Source organism: Micromonospora sp. Utrum1 (genome assembly GCF_057197805.1).
In genome coordinates this window covers 162,860-182,982 of sequence record NZ_CM170071.1, presented here as the reverse complement: position 1 = coordinate 182,982, position 20,123 = coordinate 162,860, and the positions used below count along the sequence as shown (strand labels likewise).

Here is a 20,123-nt window from a genome sequence, read left to right as displayed (position 1 = left end):
GACCTCGGTCAGAGGCGGTAGACCACCGCGTCGCCGACCTCTTCCCGGGTCACGCCCAGCCCGTCGACCGGCCGGTCGAGCATCCCCTCCCACGGGGTGCCGCCCAGCCGGTCGCGGAGCACCACCACGTTCTTCACACCGAGCCGACGCAGGTAGTCGACGCTGCCGAAGTCGGGAAAGCTGACCGTGGCCTCGCGCACCTGGGCCTGCGAGTGCGGGGTGAAGCCGCTGCCGCCGTTGACCATCGGCTGGAACCGGTCGGTCGACCAGAGCATCACCGGCTGGTCCAGGTTCTGGCTGCTCGGCAGCACCAGCATGGGGCCGTCCACGGTCCGCATCACCGCCGGCTGTCGCGGCACCACCGGGTGCGGGGTGACGTTCAAGCCCTCCACCACGACCAGCAGCAGGGGCACCAGGGTGGCCAGCCGCAGCCACGGACCCGGCCACGGCGGGACCCGCTCGGCGGCGAGTTCGCGTACCCGGGCGCAGAACGCGGTGACCGCGCCGGCCGCGAGCAGGCCGAGCAGGAGGGTGGCCCACAGCATCATCCGGCCCGGCGTCCGCAGCCCGTTCCAGCCCGGCAGGTGCTCGAAGAGCGGCACGTAGGTGAACCGGCCGTCGAAGAACCGGGTGCCCATGGCCAGCGCCATCGTCACCAGCACCCCGGCCAGCAGGAAGAGCCGGTGGCGAACCCGCCAGACCGAGAAGAAGAGCCCGCCGGCGGCCAGCGCGTAGAGCACGAAGCCCGGCAGCAACGTCATCTCCGGGTGCCAGGGCAGCACGGCCCGGGCGCCCTCGTGCAGCTCACCCCAGATCCGCGACTCGGCCGGGGCGGTGAAGAACCCGCTGGCCGGCGGCGAGTAGAGCTGGATCTCGCCCAGCGTCCGCGCCGCGTTCGGGTGCAGCTCCGCGACCTTGAAGTACGGCACGGCCAGCAGCGCGCCCACCGCGGCGAAGACCAGCCCGCCGAGCAGGTCGGCGAGGAACAGCCGCCGGCCGAACGGGCGCCTCACCCGGCGCCGCCGCGCGAACCAGACGACCGCCGAGACCAGCACGACAGCGGCCAGCAGGTACGCGAAGGGCAGCCCGATGCCGAAGCCGAGGCTGAGCTGCCAGGCCGCCACCAGCCAGCCGGCGAACGCCCAGCCGGCGTGCCGGCGCCGTGGCCGGTAGCCGTACCGCAGCGACCAGCCGTGACCGCGGGCAAGCATGGCCAGCGCCAGCGGGATGCCGCCGTTGGAGATGACGTGCAGGTGCCCGGCCTGGGCCAGCAGCCACGGGGCGTACGCGTAGCTCGCCCCGGCCACCGCGCCGGCGATCCGGCCCGCGCCGAGCTGCCGCGCCAGCGCGTACGCCCCGAACGTGGCGAGTGCGTGTGCCAGCACGAACATGATGTTGTAGCGCAGCAGGGCGTCCTCGGGGCCGGCCCCGATCATGCCGGCCGGGGCGTAGCCGAGCAGGGTGTCGGAGAAGGCGAAGCTCCACGGCTCCGGGAAGAACGTGTTCGAGGTCCACAGCTGCGCCGGGTCGGTCAGCAGGGTGTGCCCGGACCAGGCCATCTGCCACGACTGGAGGCTCGGGTCCCAGTAGTCCTGCGGCAGCGTGTAGCGCGGGTAGCGCAGCGTCGGCCAGGTCATCAGCACGGCCAGCGCCAGCGAGGCGACGGCCGCCAGGGTCCACTCGTGCACCAGGAACCGGCCCACCGCGCGGACCACCCGACGGGGCCGGGTGAGCACCGGGTCGGGGGCGGGACCGAACGCGGTCCAGGGGTCGCCGGGCTGCTCCCCGTCCTTGTCGCCGGTCTTGGCCTCGTCGCCGGTGTCGGCCTTGCCTGCCTCGACCTTGCCCGCCTCGGCTTTGTCGTCGGTGCCGGCCTTGTCGTCGGTCTCGGCCTTGTCGGGCTCGGCCTTGTCGGTCCCCGCCTTGCTGGCGGGCTCGGCGTTGTCGATGGTCGTGGCCTTGCCGACGGTGTCGGCCCTGCCGTTGGTTCGGGCCCTGTCGCCCCCTCCCGCGGCGTCGACGCCGTCCCGGCCGGACCGGGGGGCCGTGTCCCTGCTGCCCGCCGCGTTCGGCGTCGCGTCGGGCGGGGTGTCGCCGGTGGCCGGCTCCGGGTCGCTGTCGGCCCGGCCGTCGGTCACGTCGGACTGCTCGGTGGTCATGCCGCGGCGCCCAGCTGGCCGCGCAGGAAGGCGATGTCGGCCGCCTGGCCCTCGACGCCGCCCGGGGTCTCCACGATCACCGGCGCGCCCGCCGCCCGGATCACCGCGACCACCAGCTCCGGGTCGATGGTGCCGCCGGTGAGGTTGTCGTGCCGGTCCTGGCCGGAGTTGAACGTGCCCTTGGAGTTGTTCGCGTGGATCAGGTCGATCCGGCCGGTGATCACCTTCACCCGGTCGACCAGCCCCAGCAGCTCCTCGCCCCCGGCATAGGCGTGGCAGGTGTCGAGGCAGAAGCCCACCTCGTAGTCGCCGAGCGCGTCCCAGAGCCGGGCCAGCGCGTCCAGGTGCCGGGCGCAGGCGTTGTCGCCGCCGGCGGTGTTCTCGATCAGGATCGGGAGCGGGAAACCGCCGGAGTCCGCCGCGTACGCGAAGGTCTTCCGCCAGTTGTCGAAGCCGACGGCGAGGTCGTCACCCGCGTTGACGTGGCCGCCGTGCACGATCAGCCCCTTGGCCCCGACCGCCGCTGCGGCGGCGGCGTGGCCGAGCAGCAGCTTGCGGCTGGGGATGCGGATCCGGTTGTTCAGCGTGGCCACGTTGATCACGTACGGCGCGTGCACGTAGAGGTCGACGTCGGCGGCCCGCAGGCGCTCGGCGTCCTCCCGCGGCTTCGGGGCCTTCCAGCCCTGAGGATCGGCGAGGAAGAACTGCACCGCTTCGGCCTCCCGGGCGGCCGCCTCGGCCAGCGGGTCGGTCGGATCGACGTGGGCTCCGATTCGCATGCAGGGCAGCCTACGTCGCGCCTCCGACGCACGGGGTTCCCGCGCGCGGGGGTTCGTCGGAACGGATCGCGTCACCACCCGGCCCGGCGTTCGTTGTCCGAGATGGGATCGATGGTCGACGCTCCGCTCGGACACGGGTCCAAAGCGCGTACGGGCGAAGGGAAGACCCCCGGCAACGGGACGCCCCGCCGTGCGGCCCGGCACGACGGGGCGGGATCCGACTCGTCACATCCGACGGCTGGTCACAGAACCAGCCGGGCGAATTCCTCCATTTCCCCCAAGAGGTGACGAGAGCCGTTGTATGGTCAGACCAGGTGACAACACGATAAAGCTCCGCGGGGCGTCCTCGATCCAACCTCATCGGTGTGGTCGTTCCTCCCCAGGTCCCACCCAAGGAATGCGGACGGGACGCCCCGCGGCCCTGTGGACAGGGGTCCACCGCCGGCACGCGACGCCGGAGGTGGGCCCCTGTCGCCGCGCCCGGACGCCGTGGACCACCGGCCCGGGCATGATCGTCCGGACCGGGTATCCTGGTCCGGTTGTCCACGTCCGGCCGGGTTCCCCCGACACCGGCGTGGGCCACGACGCACGACCTCCTGCCACGGAAGGACCGTGGCCGCTTAGCCCACAGGAGGTGAGCACGTCTTGCGTCATTACGAAGTAATGGTGATCCTCGACCCCAGCCTCGAGGAGCGCACCGTCGCCCCGTCGCTCGACACGTACCTGAACGTGATCCGGACCGCGGGTGGCTCGGTGGAGAAGGCCGACGTGTGGGGCCGCCGGCGCCTCGCGTACGAGATCAACAAGAAGGCCGAGGGCATCTACGCCGTCATCGACCTCCAGGCGTCGCCGGAGGCCGTGGCTGAGCTGGACCGTCAGCTCCGACTCAACGAGTCGGTGCTGCGCACCAAGGTCATCCGCCCGGAGATGCGCTGAGCATCTAGACCCGGCACGTCCGGATCAAGCCTCATCGACGCTGTCGGAGGGCTCTGAGAGCCTGTAGGGCACAGAGATGAGTGCGCGAGGAGATGGTCATGGCAGGAGACACCACCATCACGGTCATCGGCAACCTGACCGATGACCCCGAGTTGCGGTTCACCCCCTCCGGGGCGGCGGTCGCCAAGTTCCGGGTCGCTTCGACGCCCCGCTTCATGGACAAGGCGTCCAACGAGTGGAAGGACGGCGAGCCGTTGTTCCTCTCGTGCACGGTCTGGCGACAGGCCGCCGAGAACGTCGCCGAGTCGCTGCAGCGTGGCGCTCGGGTGATCGTGTCCGGCCGGCTGCGTCAGCGGTCGTACGAGACGCGCGAGGGTGAGAAGCGCACCGTCATCGAGCTGGAGGTCGACGAGATCGGCCCGTCGCTGCGCTACGCCACGGCGAAGGTGCAGAAGATGTCCCGCTCGGGCGGCGGTGGCGGCGGCTTCGGTGGCGGTGGTGGTGGTGGCCAGGGTGGCGGCGGAGGCAACTTCGACGACCCCTGGGCCTCGGCTGCCCCGGCTCCCTCGCGCGGTGGTTCGGGCGGAAACTTCGACGAGGAGCCTCCGTTCTAATGGCGCCGAGCGCCCGCGATCGCAAACCAGGAGCAAGAGCAATGGCCAAGGCTGCGGCACTTCGCAAGCCGAAGAAGAAGGTGAACCCGCTCGACAAGGACGGGATCACCTACATCGACTACAAGGACACCGCGCTGCTGCGCAAGTTCATCTCCGACCGCGGCAAGATCCGCGCTCGGCGGGTGACCGGCGTTACCTCGCAGCAGCAGCGGCAGATCGCCCGCGCGGTCAAGAACGCCCGCGAAATGGCGCTCCTGCCGTACACGGCCACGACCCGCTGAGAGGAGGCACCGACATGAAGATCATCCTGACTCAGGAGGTGTCCGGCCTCGGTGCCCCGGGCGACATCGTCGAGGTGAAGGACGGCTACGGCCGTAACTACCTGCTGCCGCAGGGCTTCGCGATCGCCTGGACCAAGGGCGCGGAGAAGCAGGTCACGGTCATCCAGCGGGCCCGCGCGGCCCGGGAGATCCGCGACCTCGACCACGCCAACGAGGTCAAGGCCCAGGTCGAGGGTCTGAAGGTCAACCTGAAGGCCCGCGCCGGCGACGGCGGCCGGCTCTTCGGCTCGGTCACCCCGGCCGAGATCGTCGACGCCGTCAAGGCGGCCGGCGGTCCGATCCTGGACCGTCGTCGGCTCGAGCTGCCCAGCCACATCAAGTCGCTCGGCGCCTACCCGGTCAGCATCCGGCTGCACCCCGAGGTGACCGCGAAGTTCGACCTGAACGTGGTCAAGGGCTGACACCCGACAGCACGACGGAAGGGCCCGCACCGGCGCCGGTGCGGGCCCTTCCGCATGTTCCGGAGGTTGGCCGCCGGTGGTGGCGTCAACCGATCGGCTGGCCCGTCACCGCGCTGATGATCACGGTGGAGAGGCCGCCACCCACCACGGCCGCCGCCAGGGCCACCGTCGCCGACCGCCAGGTCGTGCCCACCCCACGCAGCACCATCGCCACCACGAGACTGCTCAGCAGCGCCAGCCCGAACCGCGGCGCCCCCGCCAGCAACGAGGCGACGGCGTGCGTCCGCGGCGAGTCACAACCGCCCCCGGTGATGTCGGTGACGCAACCCGCCGGGGGCTGCCCGTCGAGGAACAGAAGCCCGACGACGAGCAGCAACGCCGGCACCAGGTAGCACGCGGCCGTGTAGACCAGCGGTCGCAGCGGCCCGCCCGGATCCGGGTCGAGCAGGTCGTCCTCCAGCCGGCGGCTCCACGACCCGCCGCCGATCGTCTCCACCCGCCGCTGCAGCGTCGACGACGCGCCGGCCCGCGCCGCCCCCACCGGCTCCACCGTCCGGCGGCGCGGCGCCGGCCGCGGCGCCGCGTAGGCGACCATCGGCGACCGCGGGGCCGACGGCGGCGTCTCGGTCCAGCGCGGATCGTCACCGGCCAGCCGCGTCCCGGACCAGAAGCTCTCGGCCTGCTCCGGCGATGCCCAACCCTCCCGGGCCGGCGCCGGCGGAGCCGTCCGGTCCCACGGCTCGACCTCCGCGTACCGGTCCCAGGCGCCGGTCTCCCGGACCCGGTCCCACTGACCCGTGTCGGCGTGCCGGTCCCACTGGCCGGTGTCCGTGAACCGGTCCCACTCGCCGGTCTGCTCCGTCCGGTCCCAGCGGCTTTCCGCCTGCTCCCACCGGCCCGCGGTGTCGGAACGACCCCACGCGTGCACGCCCGACGCGTCCCACGGATCAACCGCCGGCTGCTGCGCCGGATCCGGCTCGGCCGTCCGGCTGCGCTCCCACGGGTCCACCGCCGACGACCAGGAATCCGCCGCCGGGCGCCGACTGCGCCGGGTCGGCCGGCCGACGTCCCAACGGTCACCGTCGTCGCCCGCCTCGGGCGCGTCCTCCAGCCCCGACCAGGTCACCTGCGGCCGCCGGGTCGCCGCCCGACGCGGCCGGCTCCGCGGGGCCACCCCGGAGACCGGCTCGCCCTCGATCCCGTCGGCCCGCCGGCTCCCCACGTACCCCTGCTCCTGCGGGGTGTCCAGGGTCCACTCGGCGGTGTGCTCCGACGCCGAGCCGGCGCCGATGGCCCGCAGGTCGCGGCGGTCGTCCTCCCAGCGCCGGCCGGTGTCCGCCCGCCGGCCCGCACCCGAGTAGGGCGGCTCGACGTCCTCGCCGTCGTCGGGAGCGGCGTGCCGACCCCCGCCGTCCGCCCGGCGGATCCCGGAATCCAGCGCCCACCGGGGAAGATAGGCGTCGACCGGCTCGCCCTGGCCGCGCTCGACCGCGCGGCGCCGGCTCGGCGTGCGGTAGCGCTCGGGAGCGGACGACTCGACCGGGAGCGGATCGGCGGAAGCGTCCCAGGAGGGGCTCGGCCGGCGCTCGCGCGGGCTGCCCTCCCCGCTTCCCCAGTCCCGGTTTCTCACGGCCGGAGCGTGACCTTTCTCAACCGAAAGTGCAATCCGCTGTCCAGGTGTAGCCGTTCGCAGAGATAGTACGGGACGAACGGCACCGAAGCTCGACCCGAAATCTTCCGTCCACAGGGTGGGGATTGCAAAACCGCAGGTCAGAGCCGAGTGAGCCGGAATTCCCCATCAGTTGTCCACACCCTGTGCACACCCTGCGCACATGCCTGTGCACCGGCGTCCACAGGTTGTCCCGAGGCTCGTCCACCGGTCCTGTTGAGCGGCTGACCTCGGTATCCGTATCGTGGCCTCCGACCGTCCGGGCGATGGCCCCCGATCGACCGGAGGGTCGTCGGAAGTTGTCACACCCCGGCGGTAGAGCTGGATCCGATCCGACGCAGCAAGGGGGGACCCGTGTCGGTCACCGACGAGACGCGCTCGGACCGGTCCGGGGGGCAACCGCCCGCACCGGCGCAGCGGGACGGCCAGTTCGAGAAGACCCCGCCCCAGGACGTGGCCGCCGAGCAGTGCGTCCTCGGCGGCATGCTGCTCTCCAAGGACGCCATCGCCGACGTCGTCGAGATCCTCAAGTCGAACGACTTCTACCGCCCGGTGCACGCCACCATCTTCGACGCGATCCTCGACATCTACGGCCGCGGTGAGCCCGCCGACCCGATCACCGTGGCCGCCGCGCTCGCCGACTCCGGCGACCTGGCCCGGATCGGCGGCGCGCCCTACCTGCACACGCTGATCGCCAGCGTCCCCACCGCCGCCAACGCGGCGTACTACGCCCGGATCGTGGGCGAGCGGGCGGTGCTCCGCCGGCTGGTCGAGGCCGGCACCAGGATCGTCCAGCTCGGCTACGGCACGGGCCAGGGCGGCAGCCGGGACGTCGACGACGTCGTCGACCTCGCCCAGCAGGCCGTCTACGAGGTGACCGAGAAGCGGGTCAGTGAGGACTTCGCCGTCCTTGCCGACATGCTCCAGCCGACGCTCGACGAGATCGAGGCGGTGGGCGCGCAGGGCGGGGTGATGACCGGTGTGCCGACCGGGTTCAGCGACCTCGACCGCCTCCTCAACGGCCTGCATCCCGGCCAGCTCGTGATTGTGGCTGGCCGGCCCGGTTTGGGAAAATCCACGGCATCTATGGACTTTGCTCGAAATGCTGCTATTCGCGCCAACCAGGCTGCGGCGATCTTCTCGCTGGAAATGAGCAAGGTCGAGATCGTCATGCGACTCCTCTCGGCCGAGGCCCGCGTACCGCTGCACGTGCTGCGCAGTGGCCAGCTCTCCGACGACGACTGGACCAAGCTGGCCCGCTGCATGGGCGAGATCAGCGAGGCGCCGCTCTTCGTCGACGACACGCCGAGCATGAACCTCATGGAGATCCGGGCCAAGGCGCGGCGGCTCAAGCAGAAGCACGACCTCAAGCTGATCGTGGTCGACTACCTCCAGCTGATGACCTCGCCGAAGCGCACCGAGAGCCGGCAGCAGGAGGTCGCGGACCTGTCCCGTGGCCTGAAACTGCTGGCCAAGGAGGTCCAGTGCCCGGTGATCGCGGTGAGCCAGCTGAACCGTGGCCCGGAGCAGCGCACCGACAAGCGACCGCAACTGTCCGACCTGCGTGAGTCCGGCTCGATCGAGCAGGACGCCGACGTGGTCATCCTGCTGCACCGCGACGACTACTACGACAAGGAGTCGCCGCGTGCCGGGGAGGCGGATTTCATAATCGCCAAGCACCGGAATGGCCCGACCGACACGGTGACCGTGGCGGCTCAACTCCACCTGTCGCGCTTCGTGGACATGGCCATCGTATGACCGGGGTTGGTCGCCGGCTGACTCCTGCCGAACGGGAGGAGATCCTCGCCCGTGCGACCAGCGGCGAGAGCATCACCGCCCTCGGCCTGCGCTACGGAGTGACCAGGCAGGCGATTCGGGGCATGCTCCGTCGCAACGGAGTACCGACCCGCCGTGTGGGGACCTTGACGGACGCCCAGAGATCCGAGGTCGTCAGCAGATTTTTAGGCGGAGCATCGCTCAACCAGATCGCTACGGACTTTGGCGTGACGGCCCCGTCCGTTCGTGGTCTCATCATCCGCCGAGGCATCCAGATCCGTTCGGTATCACAGGGTCTGCGGCACGACGCCTTCGACAGCTTCGAGCCGGACACCTGTTACTGGATCGGGTTCCTGTTCGCCGACGGGTGTGTCAGCTACCGCCGGGGCCACATTCCCCAGATCTCCGTTGGCCTGGCCGAGCGGGACCGGGACCACCTGGTTGCGCTCCGGAATTATCTGGGCTGCGACAACAGCATCTCGCGTACGAGTCCGACCCACGGGTCATGCCAGTTCTCTGTGCGCTCGCATCGGCTGGCGGACCGGCTCGTCGAGTTGGGTCGGTACAAGCAAGCGCTCGACGAACGGCTGGTAGTCTCGCGCGACTTCTGGCGCGGCATCGTCGACGGCGACGGATCGCTCGGCATCTACCGGCGGCCTGCCCCGAGCACTCGGTCCTTTGCCCAGTTCAGAGTGGTGGGCCGGCGCCACGTGCTGGATGCCTTCGTAGCCTTCCTCGGACGCGAAGGGATAACCGGCCTGTCGGTGCGGCCGCACCGGAGCATCTTCACCGTAGGGACCACGTGTGGGCCGGCTGAGCGGATTGCCGCGCTGCTCTATGCGGGTGCCGCAACAGCTCTTGCTCGTAAGGCCGAGACCGCCGCGCGAATGATTGCGCGGCAGCACGAGGGCGCATGAATCGATAGCGTACGGCCTCAGCCGAGCAGCGGGAACCAGCCGGCGGCCTCGCCCAGTTCGAGCCGGTCGCGGTCGCTGAGCGGCACCCGGCCGGTGGCCTTGAGCAGGTAGTCCCGGTCGTCCCAGCCGGTCGGCCGGACCGCCTCGTCGCTCAGCAGTCCGTCCACCGTGGCCACCGCCACCCGGGTGGGAGCCTCGGCGGGCAGCGGCGCGTGCGGCAGGTTCACCACCAGGTCCAGGTGGTGGATGACCGCCTCGGTGGTCAGGGTGGCCAGGAAATCGGGTACGCGCAGCACGTGCCCCTGCGTCGTCACGTACCCGTCGGGGTCGGCGTTGGCGGCCGCCCGGGCGGCGGCGGGCGCGGTGTCGGACCAGAGCCGCGCCACGCCACTCGGCCGGTCGAAGGCGGCGGCGGAGCGGCGGACCCACCAGGCGTGCTTCGCACTGACCTCGTCGGCGCCGCCAGGAGTGAACGCGCGCCAGTAGCTGACGTCGTCGACGTCGGCGGGGCCGGGTGCCGGGCTGGCGAGGGCGACCAGCGCCCGTTGCGCGTCGCAGAGCACGTGGAAGAGCAGGTCGGCGACGAGCCAGCCCCGGCAGCGGGTGGGTCGTTGCAGGCCGGCGTCGTCGAGTCGGGTGACGACGGCGGTGATGCCGTCGTACGCCTGCGCCAGCGCCTCGTGCTGCCGGATCGCGGTCATGCCGTGCAGCCTGCCACGGCGTGGCGAAGTCGGCACGCGGCGACGCCGGGCCGGTGGATCGCCGGCCCGGCGTGGCGACGGTCAGTCGAAGAGTTCGCCGAGGAACCCCTGGCGCTTCTTGCGGCGGTAGTGGCCGTGGTAGCCGTGGTGCTGGCCGCCGTACGCGGGCTGGGCGTAGCCGTGGCCGGGCGGCGGGGGCGGCGGGACGGCCCCGTAGCCGGGCTGGTGGGGAGCGGCGGCGGGCGGTGGCGGCGGGGGCGGGGTGTAGCCGCCGCCGGCCGGCGCCGCCTGCCGCGCGCCGTGCTGCTGGTTCCAGTTCGCCTCGGCCTCGAACAGCTTCTCGAGCTCGCCGCGGTCGAGGAAGATGCCGCGGCATTCGCTGCACTGGTCGATGACTACTCCGCTGCGCTCGTACTGGCGCATCTCTCCGTGGCATTTGGGACAAGTGAGCTGCATGACACCGAAGGTACCCGGTGGAATCACGCGGTGGCGGTGAGCGCCTGCGTCACCTCGTCGTCGGATACCTCGTGGAAGTCGTCGTAGTAGGTGCCGACCGCGGCGAAGTCGGGTGGGACCTGGGGGCAGATCACCTGGTCGGCCTCGGCGGCGAGCATGTCGTACGCCTGGTCGGAGCCGACGGGGACGGCCACCATCACGCGGGCGGCGCCGAGGTGCCGGGCCACCTGGACGGCGGCGCGAGCGGTGGCGCCGGTGGCCAGCCCGTCGTCGACGATGACGGCGGTGCGCCCGGTCAGGTCGAGCTGCGGGCGGCCACCACGGTAGAGCCGCTCGCGGCGGTCGAGTTCGGCCTGCTCGCGCCCGCGTACGTCGGCCTGCTCGTCCTCGCCGATGCGGCCGGCGACCATGTCGTTGAGCACCTGCACCCCGCCGGGGCCGAGCGCGCCGTACGCCACCTCGGGGGCCCATGGCACGCCGAGCTTGCGGACCACCAGCACGTCCAGCGGCGCGCCGAGCCGTTCGGCGATCACCCGGGCCACGGGTACGCCGCCGCGCACCAGCCCGAGCACGATGACGTCGGGTCGTCCGGCGAGCTCGCCGAGCTGGTCGGCGAGCATGCGTCCCGCCTCGGCCCGGTCGCGGTAGGTGGTCATGCCTCAGGTCTACGCCCTCCGGGCGGGCCGTGCCGGGCAGTTGCCGGAAAGCCGGTCAGGGGACGATCTCGCGGCGGTGCTCGGCGAGTGCCAGGGCGGGGGCGGGAACCAGGAGGGCGATCGGGTAGAGCAGGTAGCCGAAGCGGGTCGAGGGCATCAGGAGGATCGCGGCGAGCAGCCCGTACCCGCAGATCAGGGCGGTGGCGGCGGCGGTGCGCGGCGGGCGGCGCAGCAGCCGGACGGCGATCGCCACCCCGACGGCGGCCAGCAGCGCGGCGGCGACCACCCGGCCGGCGGGCAGCGCGGTGGCGATGAGGTGGCCGGGGAACGGGGACTGCGCGGGGCTGGTCACCAGCCCGTGCCCGAGCGGGAAGCGCAGCACGTTCTCGACCAGGGCGTCGCGGTCGACCAGCAGCACGGGGAGCAGCGCGAGGAGCGGCAGGCCGAGGGCGCCCAGGGCGGCGCGCAGGCCGGCCCGGCGGGTGGCGGCCCAGCAGACCAGCACGATCGCCACCGGCCAGGCGAAGAGCTTCAACGCGCCGGCCGCGCCGACCGCGAGGCCCGCGCGGCCGGGCCGGCCGGCGGCGGCCAGGGCGAGGGCGAGCAGGCAGAGCGCGAGTACGGGCAGGTCGTCGCCGCCGGTGGCGAGGGTGAGCGCGCAGATCGGCAGGACGGTGGCTGCCTGCACGGCGCGCAGCAGGGCGGCGTCCCGCCGGTGTGCGGCGGGGCCGGCGGTGGTTCGCAGGGTGAGCACGGCGGCGGCCAGCGCCAGCGCGGTGACCAGGGCGAACCAGACCCGCGCGTCGGTCCACCAGGCGTCGACGGCGGCCCGGGGCAGCCCGAACAGCGCCATCCCGGGCTGGTAGGGGGTGTAGCCGAGCAGTTGCTCGCCGGCGGGCAGGGCGGCGATGGCGTCGTGACCGAGGTAGGGGGTGCCGTGCTCGGCGAGCCGCGCGCCGGCGTGCTCGACCACGATCACCTCCTCCTGCGCCCGGTCGGCCCGCCCGCCGGCTCGCTGGACGCTCTGCGCGACGACGGGCAGCACTGCGGTGGCGGCCCAGGCGAAGCCGGTGACCGCCCAGCGGGCCGGGAGGCCGGCGAGGGGCGAGCCGGGATGCCTGCGTCGGCCCAGGAGTTGGACGGTCGCGGCGAGCGCCGCCAGCGCGTACCCGATGGTGGCTAGCGTGCCCCAGCCGCGATGTGGCAGCAGTGTGGAGGTGGCGGCGGTGACCGCGGCGAACACCGCGGAGACGGCGTAGAGGCCCAGGTCGAGGGCGAGGCCGCCGGCCGCGGTGTCGACCGCCTGCCAGCGGCGGAGGGCGGGGGAGGTCCGGTCGGCGTGGGCGGTCACGCCGGCCAGTCTGGCAGACGTGGAGCCAGTTCCCACCTGCGGATCTTGGTGATTGGCCGGGGTCAGGGAGCGGGGGTGGCGGTGCGGTTGCGGCCGCCGCCGGTGCGGCGGCCGGGCAGGCGGATCACCGCGCCCGCGTCGTGCAGGGCCGGCGCGAGGGCACCCGGGCGGCCGCCGGCTCCCCGTTTGAGGGCGGCGAGCAGCGTGCCGGCCGGCAGCGGCCGGGCGAACAGGTGGCCCTGCCCGGCGGCGCAGCCCAGCTCCCAGAGCGCCCGCCGCTGCGGCTCGCTCTCCACGCCCTCGGCCACCACGGTCAGGTTGAGGCTGCGGCCCAGGTCCAGGGTGGAGCGGATGACCGCGGCGGCCTCGGCGGTGCTCTCCATCGCGGTGACGAAGCTCCGGTCGATCTTCAGCTCGTGCACCGGGATCCGGGAGAGCAGCGACAGCGAGGAGTAGCCGGTGCCGAAGTCGTCCAGGGCCAGCCGTACGCCGGAGTCGCGCAGCCGGCTGAGCACCCGGTCGACCACGTCGAGCTGGCTGAGCGTCAGGGTTTCGGTCAGCTCCAGCACCAGCCGGTCCGGCGGCAGGTCGTGCGCGCGCAGCCGGGCCAGCACCGCCCCGGGGAACCGGGCGTCGAGGAGGCTGCGTGGCGACACGTTCACCGAGACGGGCAGGTCGAAGCCGGCGTCCCGCCAGGAGCCGGCGGCGATCAACGCCTGGTCGAGGATCGCCTCCGCGAAGGCGGGCAGCAGCCCGGAACGCTCGACCGCCTCCAGGAAGCGCAGCGGGTCGATCATGCCGTGCGTCGGGTGGTGCCAGCGGGCCAGCGCCTCCGCCCCGATCACCTCGCCGCTGCCCAGGTCGACGATCGGCTGGAAGTTGACGGTGAACTCGTGGTCGGCGACGGCCCGGGGCAGTTCGCCGCCGAGGGTGAGCCGGCCCAGGTCGGCCGTGTCGCGGGTCGGGGCGTAGGTGGCGATCCGCTGGCCGGCCCGCTTGGCCTGGTACATCGCCACGTCGGCGCGGCGCAGCAGCTCGGGCATCCCACCGCTCGCCGGGGCGACCGCGATGCCGCCGCTGGCCTCCACGCTGATCCGCATGCCGTCCAGGTCGAGCGGCTCGTGCAGCGCGGCCAGCAGCGCGTCGGCCCGGTGCGCGGCCACCGCCGGGGCGGGCAGGCCGCGCAGCAGGACGGCGAACTCGTCGCCGCCGAGCCGGGCCACCAGGTCGTCCGGGCGGGCCGCGTCGCGCAGCCGGTCGGCGACCTGCGTCAGCACCCGGTCACCGGCGCCGTGCCCGAGGGTGTCGTTGACCTCCTTGAAGTGGTTGAGGTCGATCAGCACCAGGGCCGTGACGCCGTCGGCGTGCCGGTTGGTGAGTTGCTCGGTGCCCTCGTCGAGGAGGTGCCGCCGGTTGGAGAGCCCGGTGAGCGCGTCGTGGGTGGCGGCATACGCGTGCTCGTCGGCGATGCGGGCCAGCTCGGCGTACGCCTGGGCGTTGCGGACCGCGGTGCAGAGCGCCGACGCGAAGGTACGCAGGGTGTACTGCTCCCGCTCGGACAGCTCGACCGGCCCGGCGAACCGCAGCCGCAGCACCCCGATGTCGGCGGTCTGGTCGTGCCCTTCGAGGCGGGTGGTGAGCACCGAGCCCTCGATTGCGCTGGGCGTGCCGGCCGATCCTCGGAGGGTGATGGCACCGCCGGCCCCGCGAACCAACCGCCGCTCCTCGCGAAGCTCGATGTCGACCTCGTCGGCGGAGAAGAGTTCGGTGGCCTGGGTGACCGCCGTGGTGAGCACCTGGTCGAGGTCGACCACGTTCAGCGCGTCGGTGGTGCGGGCCAGCCGCTGCCAGGCCTCCCGTTCGGCCCGGCTGCGCACCCGGCTGGAGTTGGCCAGGTGCAGGCTCAGCACGAGGGGCGGGACGACCACCAGGAAGGTCGGGTTGAGCCGGAGGATGAGCAGGGTGGACACGACCACCGAGAAGCGGGCGAGCACACTCGCCAGCCGGAGGTCGAGCTGCTGCCGGAAGCGGTTGAGGATCGGCGTCCCGGTGGCGAACGCGAGGACCGGGAACATGAGCAGCTCGTCCAGAACCACGACGGTCAGGTAGGCCAACACCAGGGCGGGCAGGGAGCGGCCGATCGATCCGGACCACGGCCAGGACCAGCCGGCGGCAACCAGGACCAGCCCGCCCGCGGCGGCGAGCGTCATCTCCTTGGCGATGCCGAAGGCCAGCTTGATGGGGGGCAGCCGGTTGATCGTGCGGGCGATCGCGACGCCCAGCCCGGTCGCGAGGATCACCCATGGCACCGGTGCGACCGCCAGCCCGACGACCGACGCCGCGTCCGTCCAGGAAATGCCGTGGGTGGTGGCCCGGATACGGATGCGGACATTGACGGTCGCGGCGACTGCGACGAGGAATGTCAGGGTGACGGCCCGCGTGATGTTGGCCTGGGTCACCAGGCCGTGGGTGCCGATCAGTCGGAGGCTGACCAGAGTCGAGACCCCGGCGGTAAACACGACGAGACCGACTAGCAGCAGCAGCCGCCGATCGGTCCCAGTGTCGCGTGCAGCGTCGCGAGTCACGTCATGGCCTCCACCGCGCTCATCCCGTAGCGGTGCGTGTACCAGTACTGTACGGCCCGCTCAGGCGGCCGGGAAGATCGCTCACATCCAGTCGTTGCCGCGCATCTGCTTAGCCCTTCGCTCGATCCTGCGGAGCCGTTGTCGTCGACCCCCACCGATGCAGGACAGCTTATGGCGTTTCGGCTGAGTTAGTAGCATTAGATGTCCATATGCGCATAATGCGCTAATGTCGCCGCCTCTTGTCACTCACTGTCTTTGCCTGAAGACTGAACGCGTATTCGGGGCGACGCTCTAATGGGATTATCGAGTCTCCTCCTGCGCGATGTCTCTAGTCGTTTGGGTACTGGGTCGCATCGCACGCCGCAGGTCCACGGACCGGAAAAATGTCGTCGCTCTCTGATATCTTTTGAAGCCGTGCGGTGGATCGCGCATTATCTTCCCTTAGGACGCCTTCCGGATATATTGGCAGGGAATGCAATGGTCATTTAAATTCGGTGGGGAAGGATTTGGCGGAGGTCCGGCTCCTGGGGGCACTCGAGGCGTGGCATGGAGCGACCCGGCTTCCGTTGGGCACACCGAAACAGCAGGTCGTGCTGGCGATGCTCGCCCTACACGGCGGGCGGGTCGTCACGATCGATTCGCTCGTCGACGAGTTGTGGCCGGAACTGCCGCCGCGTTCCGCCGTGGCGAACCTGCGAACCTACGCCGGCAATCTGCGGCGGGCGCTCGAAAGGCACGGCGGCCCGACCATCGTCCGGCTCTCCGGCGGTTACCGGTTCGACCTGACCGACGAGCAGGTGGACGTGTCCCGCTTCGAGCGGCTGGTCGACGCCGCCGCGACGGCCTGGTCACGCGGTGCCGTCGAGAGCGCCGACGCGCTGCTCGCGCAGGCCGAGCGGCTGTGGCGGGGGCCTCTGGTGGCCGGGCTGCCGGTGGGCCCGCTCCTCGCCGCACGCCGGGCGGCTCTCGACGAGCAACACCTCTCCGCGGTCGAGCTCCGGGCCAGGCTGGAGCTTCAGCTCGGCCGGACCAGGTCCGCGATCGCCGCCCTCACCGACCACGTGGTGACCCATCCCTACCGGGAGCAGGCGCACGCCCTGCTCGCCCGCGCCCGCTACGAGGACGGTGATCCCGCCGGCGCGCTCGCCGCGATCCGCCGGGCGGAAGCCGTGCTGGCCGACCAGCTCGGCATCGAGCCGAGCAGCGAGTTGCGCACGCTCCACCGGGCCCTGCTCGACGGCGAGCCGATCGCGTCGGTGACGCCCCGCCATGAGGGGAACTCGACGCGCCGGCCGGGCGGGTCGGACATGCGGCGGCGAACCGGACGGCCGGCAACCACCTGCCCCGGATGGCCGGCGACTTCGTGGGCCGGCGGGAACTCGCCGAGCGCCTGCTGACGGAGATCGCCGCCGCCGACGGGCGTACCTCACCGGTCCGGGTGATCGACGGGATGGCCGGCAGCGGCAAGACCGCCTTCGCCGTCCACCTGGCGTACCGGCTCGCCGGCCGGCACCCCGACGCGCAGCTCTTCATCGACCTGCGCGGGCACGCCGAAGGTGTCCCGGTGGATCCGGCGGACGCACTGACCGCGTTGCTGCGGCAGCTCGGGGTACCGGCCGGCCGGATCCCCACCGACCACGACTCGCGGGCCGAGTTGTGGCAGCGCGAGCTGCGGGGATGCCGCGCCGTCATCGTGCTGGACAACGCGGCGGGTGGAGAGCAGGTGCGACCGCTCCTGCCCGCCGCACCCGGATCGGTGGTGCTCGTGACCAGCCGGCGGCGGCTGTCGACCGGCGACCTCGGACCGCCGGTGCCGCTCCCCGTGCTAACCCCCGCCGAGGCGGTCCAGCTGCTGGCACGGACCACCGGGGAGGAGCGGGTCGGCAAGGAGCCGGAGGCGGCTGCCGAGGTGGTCCGGCGCTGCGGTCACCTGCCGCTGGCCATCCGGCTTGCCGGCGGGCGTCTCGCGCACCGACCCGCCTGGCGGGTCGCCGACCTGGCCGGCCGCCTGAGCGCCGGTGGCACGGTGCTCCGGCAACTCGCGGTCGAGCAGCAGACCGTCGCCAGCGCCTTCACCGCCTCGTACGAACCGTTGGCCGAGCCGGTCAAGCGACTGTTCCGGCTGGTCAGTGTCCACCCCGGCGACCGGTTCGACGCCCCGATGGCCGCCGCCCTCGCCGACCTGCCGCTGGACCGCACCGAGTGGATGCTGGACGACCTCCTCGACCAGCACCTGATCGAGGAGGTGGCCCCCGGTCGTTACCGGCTGCACGACCTGATGCGCCAGTACTCCGCCGAGCTGTCCCGCGAGCCGGCCGAGCGCCGCGACCGGGACGAGGCGGCCGGGCGACTTCTCGACCACGTGCTGCACGAGGTGGCCGAACGCACGCAGTCGCTGGACCCGCTGGCGCTGCGCCGGCACCTCCGCCTGGACCCGCCGCGCCGGCCCGACCTGCTGGGCCGCTGCGAGCCGCCGGACGTCGAGTGGCTGGAGCAGGAACGGTCCGACCTCGTGGCCCTGGTCCGCTTCGCCGAGCGGGCGGCGCTCGACGGGTACGGGTGGCGACTGGCCCGCGCCCTGTGGCGGTTCTACTACATCCGCGGCTACTTCGACGACATCCTGGTCTCCCATCGCGCCGGGCTGTCCGCCGCGGAGCGGAGCGGCGACCGGGCAGCGCAGGCGGTCATGCACAACTATCTGGCCTCCGCCTACACGCGCACCGGTAGCTACCTGGACTCACTGCGCCACCTCGAGGCGGCGGTGTCCATCTCCCGCGACCTCGGCGACCACGCCAACGAACACCGTTACCGGGCGAACCTGGGCGTCGTCCACTGGCTGACCGGCGACCCGGCGCGGTCGGTCAGCCTGAATCGGGAACTCCTCCGGCCGAGTGGCACGGCGGTCGATCCGATGCTGTCCCTGCCCAACCTCGGCTTCGCCCTGACGACGCTGGGCCGGTACGCCGAGGCGATCGAGGCGCATCGCCAGCACCTGTTCCTGGGGCGCTGCCGGGGCAGCGGATACGACATCTCGAACGCCCTCGGTCACATCGCCTCGGTGGAGAACCGACTCGGCCACCACGCCAAGGCGGTCCGGCTCATCACGGCGTCCCTCCGGCTCCGGGACCGCACCGGGCACCGGTTCGGTGAGGCGGAGGCGCGCAACGACCTGGGGATCGCGTACCGGCACCTGGGCCGGCTCGACGCCGCGCGGGAGCAGCACGAGCTGGCCCTCGACCTCGCGCGGGACTCGGGGGAGCGCCACGTGCAGGCCGCCATCCTGAACGATCTCGGCCACACGCTGGCCGGTTCGGGACGCACCGACGCGGCGGTCGCGAGCCATCGGCACGCTCTCGCGCTGGCCACCCGCATCGCCCACCCGTACGAGCAGGGTCGCGCCCTGGCCGCCCTGGCCGACCACCTCGGCGAGGACGAGCGGGAGGAGGCGCTCCGGTACCGGCTACGCGCCCTGGCGATCTTCCGTCGGATCGGTGCCCCCGAGCGGGTCGAGCTGGAACGACGCCTGACCGGAGGGGCGCCAGGCCCGGTCTGAACCGGCTTATCGATTTCTTATCGCCTCCGCCGCTAACGTCGCCCCATGTCGGCCAACGGGGGCGGTCCACATCACGGGGGACCCGGTCGACGAGGCCCCCGCCGTCGAATTCCCCCCCAGCGAATCGACGGCGGGCAGGTGCGGGAGGGGCGACCTGCCGGGCCGATCGGCACCAGCCACGGCGCCCCTCCCCGCCGACGGCCCGAAGCGCGCGCCCGGTCGTACCGGCCGGATAGGCTCGCGGCCGTGACCGAACCCGCGCAGCTCACCCACGTCGACCCGGCCGGCGCGGCCCGGATGGTCGACGTCTCCGCCAAGCCGATCTCCGGCCGGCTCGCGGTCGCCGCCGGCCGGCTCCGCACCACCGCCGAGGTGGTCGAGTTGCTGCGCCGCGACGGCCTGCCCAAAGGAGACGCGCTGGCGGTCGGCCGGCTCGCCGGGATCATGGGGGCCAAGCGCACCCCCGACCTGATCCCGCTCTGCCACCCGATCGCCCTGCACGGCGTCACCGTCGACCTGCGCCTCACCGACGACAGCGTCGAGATCACCGCCACGGCGCGGACCGCCGATCGGACGGGGGTCGAGATGGAGGCCCTCACCGCGGTGGCCGTCGCCGGGCTCGCCCTGGTCGACATGGTGAAGGCCGTCGACCCGGCCGCCTCGGTGGACGCGGTCCGGGTGCTGCGCAAGGAGGGCGGCAAGACCGGCGAGTGGGTCCGGCCGGAGGACCGGCCGTGATCCGGGCCCGGGTGATCGTCGCCTCCAACCGGGCCGCCGCCGGCGTCTACGCGGACACCAGCGGCCCGCTGCTCGTCGCCGGCTTGCGGGAGCTGGGCTGCGAGGCCGACGAGCCGGTGGTGGTGCCCGACGGCGAGCCGGTCGGCGCGGCGCTGCGGGCGGCCCGCGACGAGGGCGTCGATGTGGTGCTGACCAGCGGCGGCACGGGCGTCACCCCGACCGACCGCACCCCCGAGGTGACCCGCCCCCTGCTCGACTACGAGATCCCCGGCATCGCCGAGGCGATCCGCGCGCACAGCCGCGCCGCGGTGCCGACGGCCGCGCTGTCCCGCGGCTTGGCCGGGGTGGCCGGCCGGATGCTGGTGGTCAACCTGCCCGGGTCGCGGGGCGGTGCGAAGGACGGGCTGGCCGTGCTCGGCCCGATCCTGCGGCACACCGTCGACCAGCTCCGCGGCGGCGACCACTGACGACGCGCCCTGGGCCCGTCGACC

General features: G+C 72.6%; 18 protein-coding genes. 10 read left to right on the top strand and 8 right to left on the bottom strand.

From position 1 onward, the window contains the following. Positions 1-8 precede the first annotated feature (8 nt). Together AC0OLQ_RS00885 and AC0OLQ_RS00880 are read right to left on the bottom strand one after the other, a co-directional pair. Positions 9-2,159, bottom strand: coding sequence for a hypothetical protein (locus AC0OLQ_RS00885; RefSeq protein ID WP_484529811.1), 2,151 nt, complete (start codon positions 2,157-2,159; stop codon positions 9-11). After that, positions 2,156-2,938, bottom strand: a complete 783-nt coding sequence (locus AC0OLQ_RS00880; protein ID WP_484529810.1) for a deoxyribonuclease IV — start codon at positions 2,936-2,938, stop codon at positions 2,156-2,158. The genes AC0OLQ_RS00885 and AC0OLQ_RS00880 overlap by 4 nt, the downstream gene beginning before the upstream one ends. Before the next feature lie 645 nt (positions 2,939-3,583). Between AC0OLQ_RS00880 and rpsF the strand changes: the two genes are divergently transcribed. The 4 genes from rpsF to rplI all read left to right on the top strand — a co-directional run bounded on the left by rpsF (position 3,584) and on the right by rplI (position 5,230). Beyond that, complete coding sequence (gene rpsF / locus AC0OLQ_RS00875; protein WP_484529809.1) at positions 3,584-3,874, top strand: 30S ribosomal protein S6; 291 nt, start codon at positions 3,584-3,586, stop codon at positions 3,872-3,874. A gap of 80 nt (positions 3,875-3,954) precedes the next feature. Next, entirely contained in the window at positions 3,955-4,488 is a 534-nt protein-coding gene (locus tag AC0OLQ_RS00870; protein WP_357331792.1) for a single-stranded DNA-binding protein, read from the top strand. Positions 4,489-4,529: 41 nt separating this feature from the next. Further along, positions 4,530-4,769, top strand: a complete 240-nt coding sequence (gene rpsR / locus AC0OLQ_RS00865) for a 30S ribosomal protein S18 (RefSeq protein WP_013289355.1) — start codon at positions 4,530-4,532, stop codon at positions 4,767-4,769. A gap of 14 nt (positions 4,770-4,783) precedes the next feature. Next, the gene (gene rplI / locus AC0OLQ_RS00860) at positions 4,784-5,230 is read left to right on the top strand and encodes a 50S ribosomal protein L9 (protein WP_357331790.1); all 447 of its coding nucleotides are present in this window, start codon (positions 4,784-4,786) and stop codon (positions 5,228-5,230) included. Positions 5,231-5,315: 85 nt separating this feature from the next. On the opposite strand, the gene AC0OLQ_RS00855 is transcribed toward rplI, so the two are convergent. Further along, positions 5,316-6,860: a hypothetical protein gene (locus tag AC0OLQ_RS00855; RefSeq protein ID WP_484529808.1), complete on the bottom strand. Its 1,545-nt coding sequence runs from the start codon at positions 6,858-6,860 to the stop codon at positions 5,316-5,318. Between the two features lie 393 nt (positions 6,861-7,253). Here AC0OLQ_RS00855 and dnaB point away from each other — a divergent pair, with 393 nt between their 5' ends. Further along, positions 7,254-8,657 carry a replicative DNA helicase gene (gene dnaB / locus AC0OLQ_RS00850; RefSeq protein WP_357331786.1) on the top strand — a complete coding sequence of 468 codons (1,404 nt, stop codon included), beginning with the start codon at positions 7,254-7,256 and terminating at the stop codon, positions 8,655-8,657. Next, positions 8,654-9,592, top strand: coding sequence for a hypothetical protein (locus AC0OLQ_RS00845; protein WP_484529807.1), 939 nt, complete (start codon positions 8,654-8,656; stop codon positions 9,590-9,592). The genes dnaB and AC0OLQ_RS00845 overlap by 4 nt, the downstream gene beginning before the upstream one ends. 17 nt (positions 9,593-9,609) lie before the next feature. Here the strand turns inward: AC0OLQ_RS00845 and AC0OLQ_RS00840 are convergent, their stop codons facing one another. The 5 genes from AC0OLQ_RS00840 to AC0OLQ_RS00820 all read right to left on the bottom strand — a co-directional run bounded on the left by AC0OLQ_RS00840 (position 9,610) and on the right by AC0OLQ_RS00820 (position 15,341). Further along, positions 9,610-10,293 carry a maleylpyruvate isomerase N-terminal domain-containing protein gene (locus AC0OLQ_RS00840; protein ID WP_484529806.1) on the bottom strand — a complete coding sequence of 228 codons (684 nt, stop codon included), beginning with the start codon at positions 10,291-10,293 and terminating at the stop codon, positions 9,610-9,612. Positions 10,294-10,374: 81 nt separating this feature from the next. Beyond that, positions 10,375-10,749, bottom strand: coding sequence for a TFIIB-type zinc ribbon-containing protein (locus AC0OLQ_RS00835; RefSeq protein ID WP_357331780.1), 375 nt, complete (start codon positions 10,747-10,749; stop codon positions 10,375-10,377). 23 nt (positions 10,750-10,772) lie between these two features. Beyond that, the gene (locus tag AC0OLQ_RS00830; RefSeq protein ID WP_484529805.1) at positions 10,773-11,405 is read right to left on the bottom strand and encodes a phosphoribosyltransferase; all 633 of its coding nucleotides are present in this window, start codon (positions 11,403-11,405) and stop codon (positions 10,773-10,775) included. 55 nt (positions 11,406-11,460) lie between these two features. After that, on the bottom strand, positions 11,461-12,756 hold the full coding sequence (locus AC0OLQ_RS00825) for a glycosyltransferase 87 family protein (protein WP_484529804.1): 1,296 nt from the start codon (positions 12,754-12,756) through the stop codon (positions 11,461-11,463). 62 nt (positions 12,757-12,818) lie between these two features. Next, positions 12,819-15,341 (bottom strand): putative bifunctional diguanylate cyclase/phosphodiesterase, encoded by a 2,523-nt coding sequence (locus AC0OLQ_RS00820; RefSeq protein ID WP_484529803.1) that lies wholly within the window; start codon positions 15,339-15,341, stop codon positions 12,819-12,821. 566 nt (positions 15,342-15,907) lie between these two features. Between AC0OLQ_RS00820 and AC0OLQ_RS00815 the strand changes: the two genes are divergently transcribed. From AC0OLQ_RS00815 to AC0OLQ_RS00800, 4 genes are all read left to right on the top strand, one after another. Beyond that, the gene (locus tag AC0OLQ_RS00815; RefSeq protein ID WP_484529802.1) at positions 15,908-16,738 is read left to right on the top strand and encodes an AfsR/SARP family transcriptional regulator; all 831 of its coding nucleotides are present in this window, start codon (positions 15,908-15,910) and stop codon (positions 16,736-16,738) included. Continuing rightward, positions 16,690-18,894, top strand: coding sequence for an ATP-binding protein (locus AC0OLQ_RS00810; RefSeq protein ID WP_484529801.1), 2,205 nt, complete (start codon positions 16,690-16,692; stop codon positions 18,892-18,894). The genes AC0OLQ_RS00815 and AC0OLQ_RS00810 overlap by 49 nt, the downstream gene beginning before the upstream one ends. 246 nt (positions 18,895-19,140) lie before the next feature. Next, entirely contained in the window at positions 19,141-19,632 is a 492-nt protein-coding gene (moaC, locus tag AC0OLQ_RS00805; protein WP_484529800.1) for a cyclic pyranopterin monophosphate synthase MoaC, read from the top strand. Next, positions 19,629-20,099, top strand: a complete 471-nt coding sequence (locus AC0OLQ_RS00800; RefSeq protein ID WP_357331770.1) for a MogA/MoaB family molybdenum cofactor biosynthesis protein — start codon at positions 19,629-19,631, stop codon at positions 20,097-20,099. The genes moaC and AC0OLQ_RS00800 overlap by 4 nt, the downstream gene beginning before the upstream one ends. The last annotated feature ends 24 nt before the right edge of the window (positions 20,100-20,123 follow it).

Excerpts from the sequence above, each read along its gene's own strand:
- AC0OLQ_RS00885 (WP_484529811.1), bottom strand. The coding sequence starts at position 2,159 with ATGACCACCGAGCAGTCCGACGTGACCGACGGCCGGGCCGACAGCGAC.
- AC0OLQ_RS00830 (WP_484529805.1), bottom strand. The coding sequence starts at position 11,405 with ATGACCACCTACCGCGACCGGGCCGAGGCGGGACGCATGCTCGCCGAC.
- AC0OLQ_RS00845 (WP_484529807.1), top strand. The coding sequence starts at position 8,654 with ATGACCGGGGTTGGTCGCCGGCTGACTCCTGCCGAACGGGAGGAGATC.
- AC0OLQ_RS00880 (WP_484529810.1), bottom strand. The coding sequence starts at position 2,938 with ATGCGAATCGGAGCCCACGTCGATCCGACCGACCCGCTGGCCGAGGCG.
- AC0OLQ_RS00810 (WP_484529801.1), top strand. The coding sequence starts at position 16,690 with ATGGCCGGCGACTTCGTGGGCCGGCGGGAACTCGCCGAGCGCCTGCTG.
- AC0OLQ_RS00840 (WP_484529806.1), bottom strand. The coding sequence starts at position 10,293 with ATGACCGCGATCCGGCAGCACGAGGCGCTGGCGCAGGCGTACGACGGC.
- AC0OLQ_RS00835 (WP_357331780.1), bottom strand. The coding sequence starts at position 10,749 with ATGCAGCTCACTTGTCCCAAATGCCACGGAGAGATGCGCCAGTACGAG.
- rplI (WP_357331790.1), top strand. The coding sequence starts at position 4,784 with ATGAAGATCATCCTGACTCAGGAGGTGTCCGGCCTCGGTGCCCCGGGC.
- rpsR (WP_013289355.1), top strand. The coding sequence starts at position 4,530 with ATGGCCAAGGCTGCGGCACTTCGCAAGCCGAAGAAGAAGGTGAACCCG.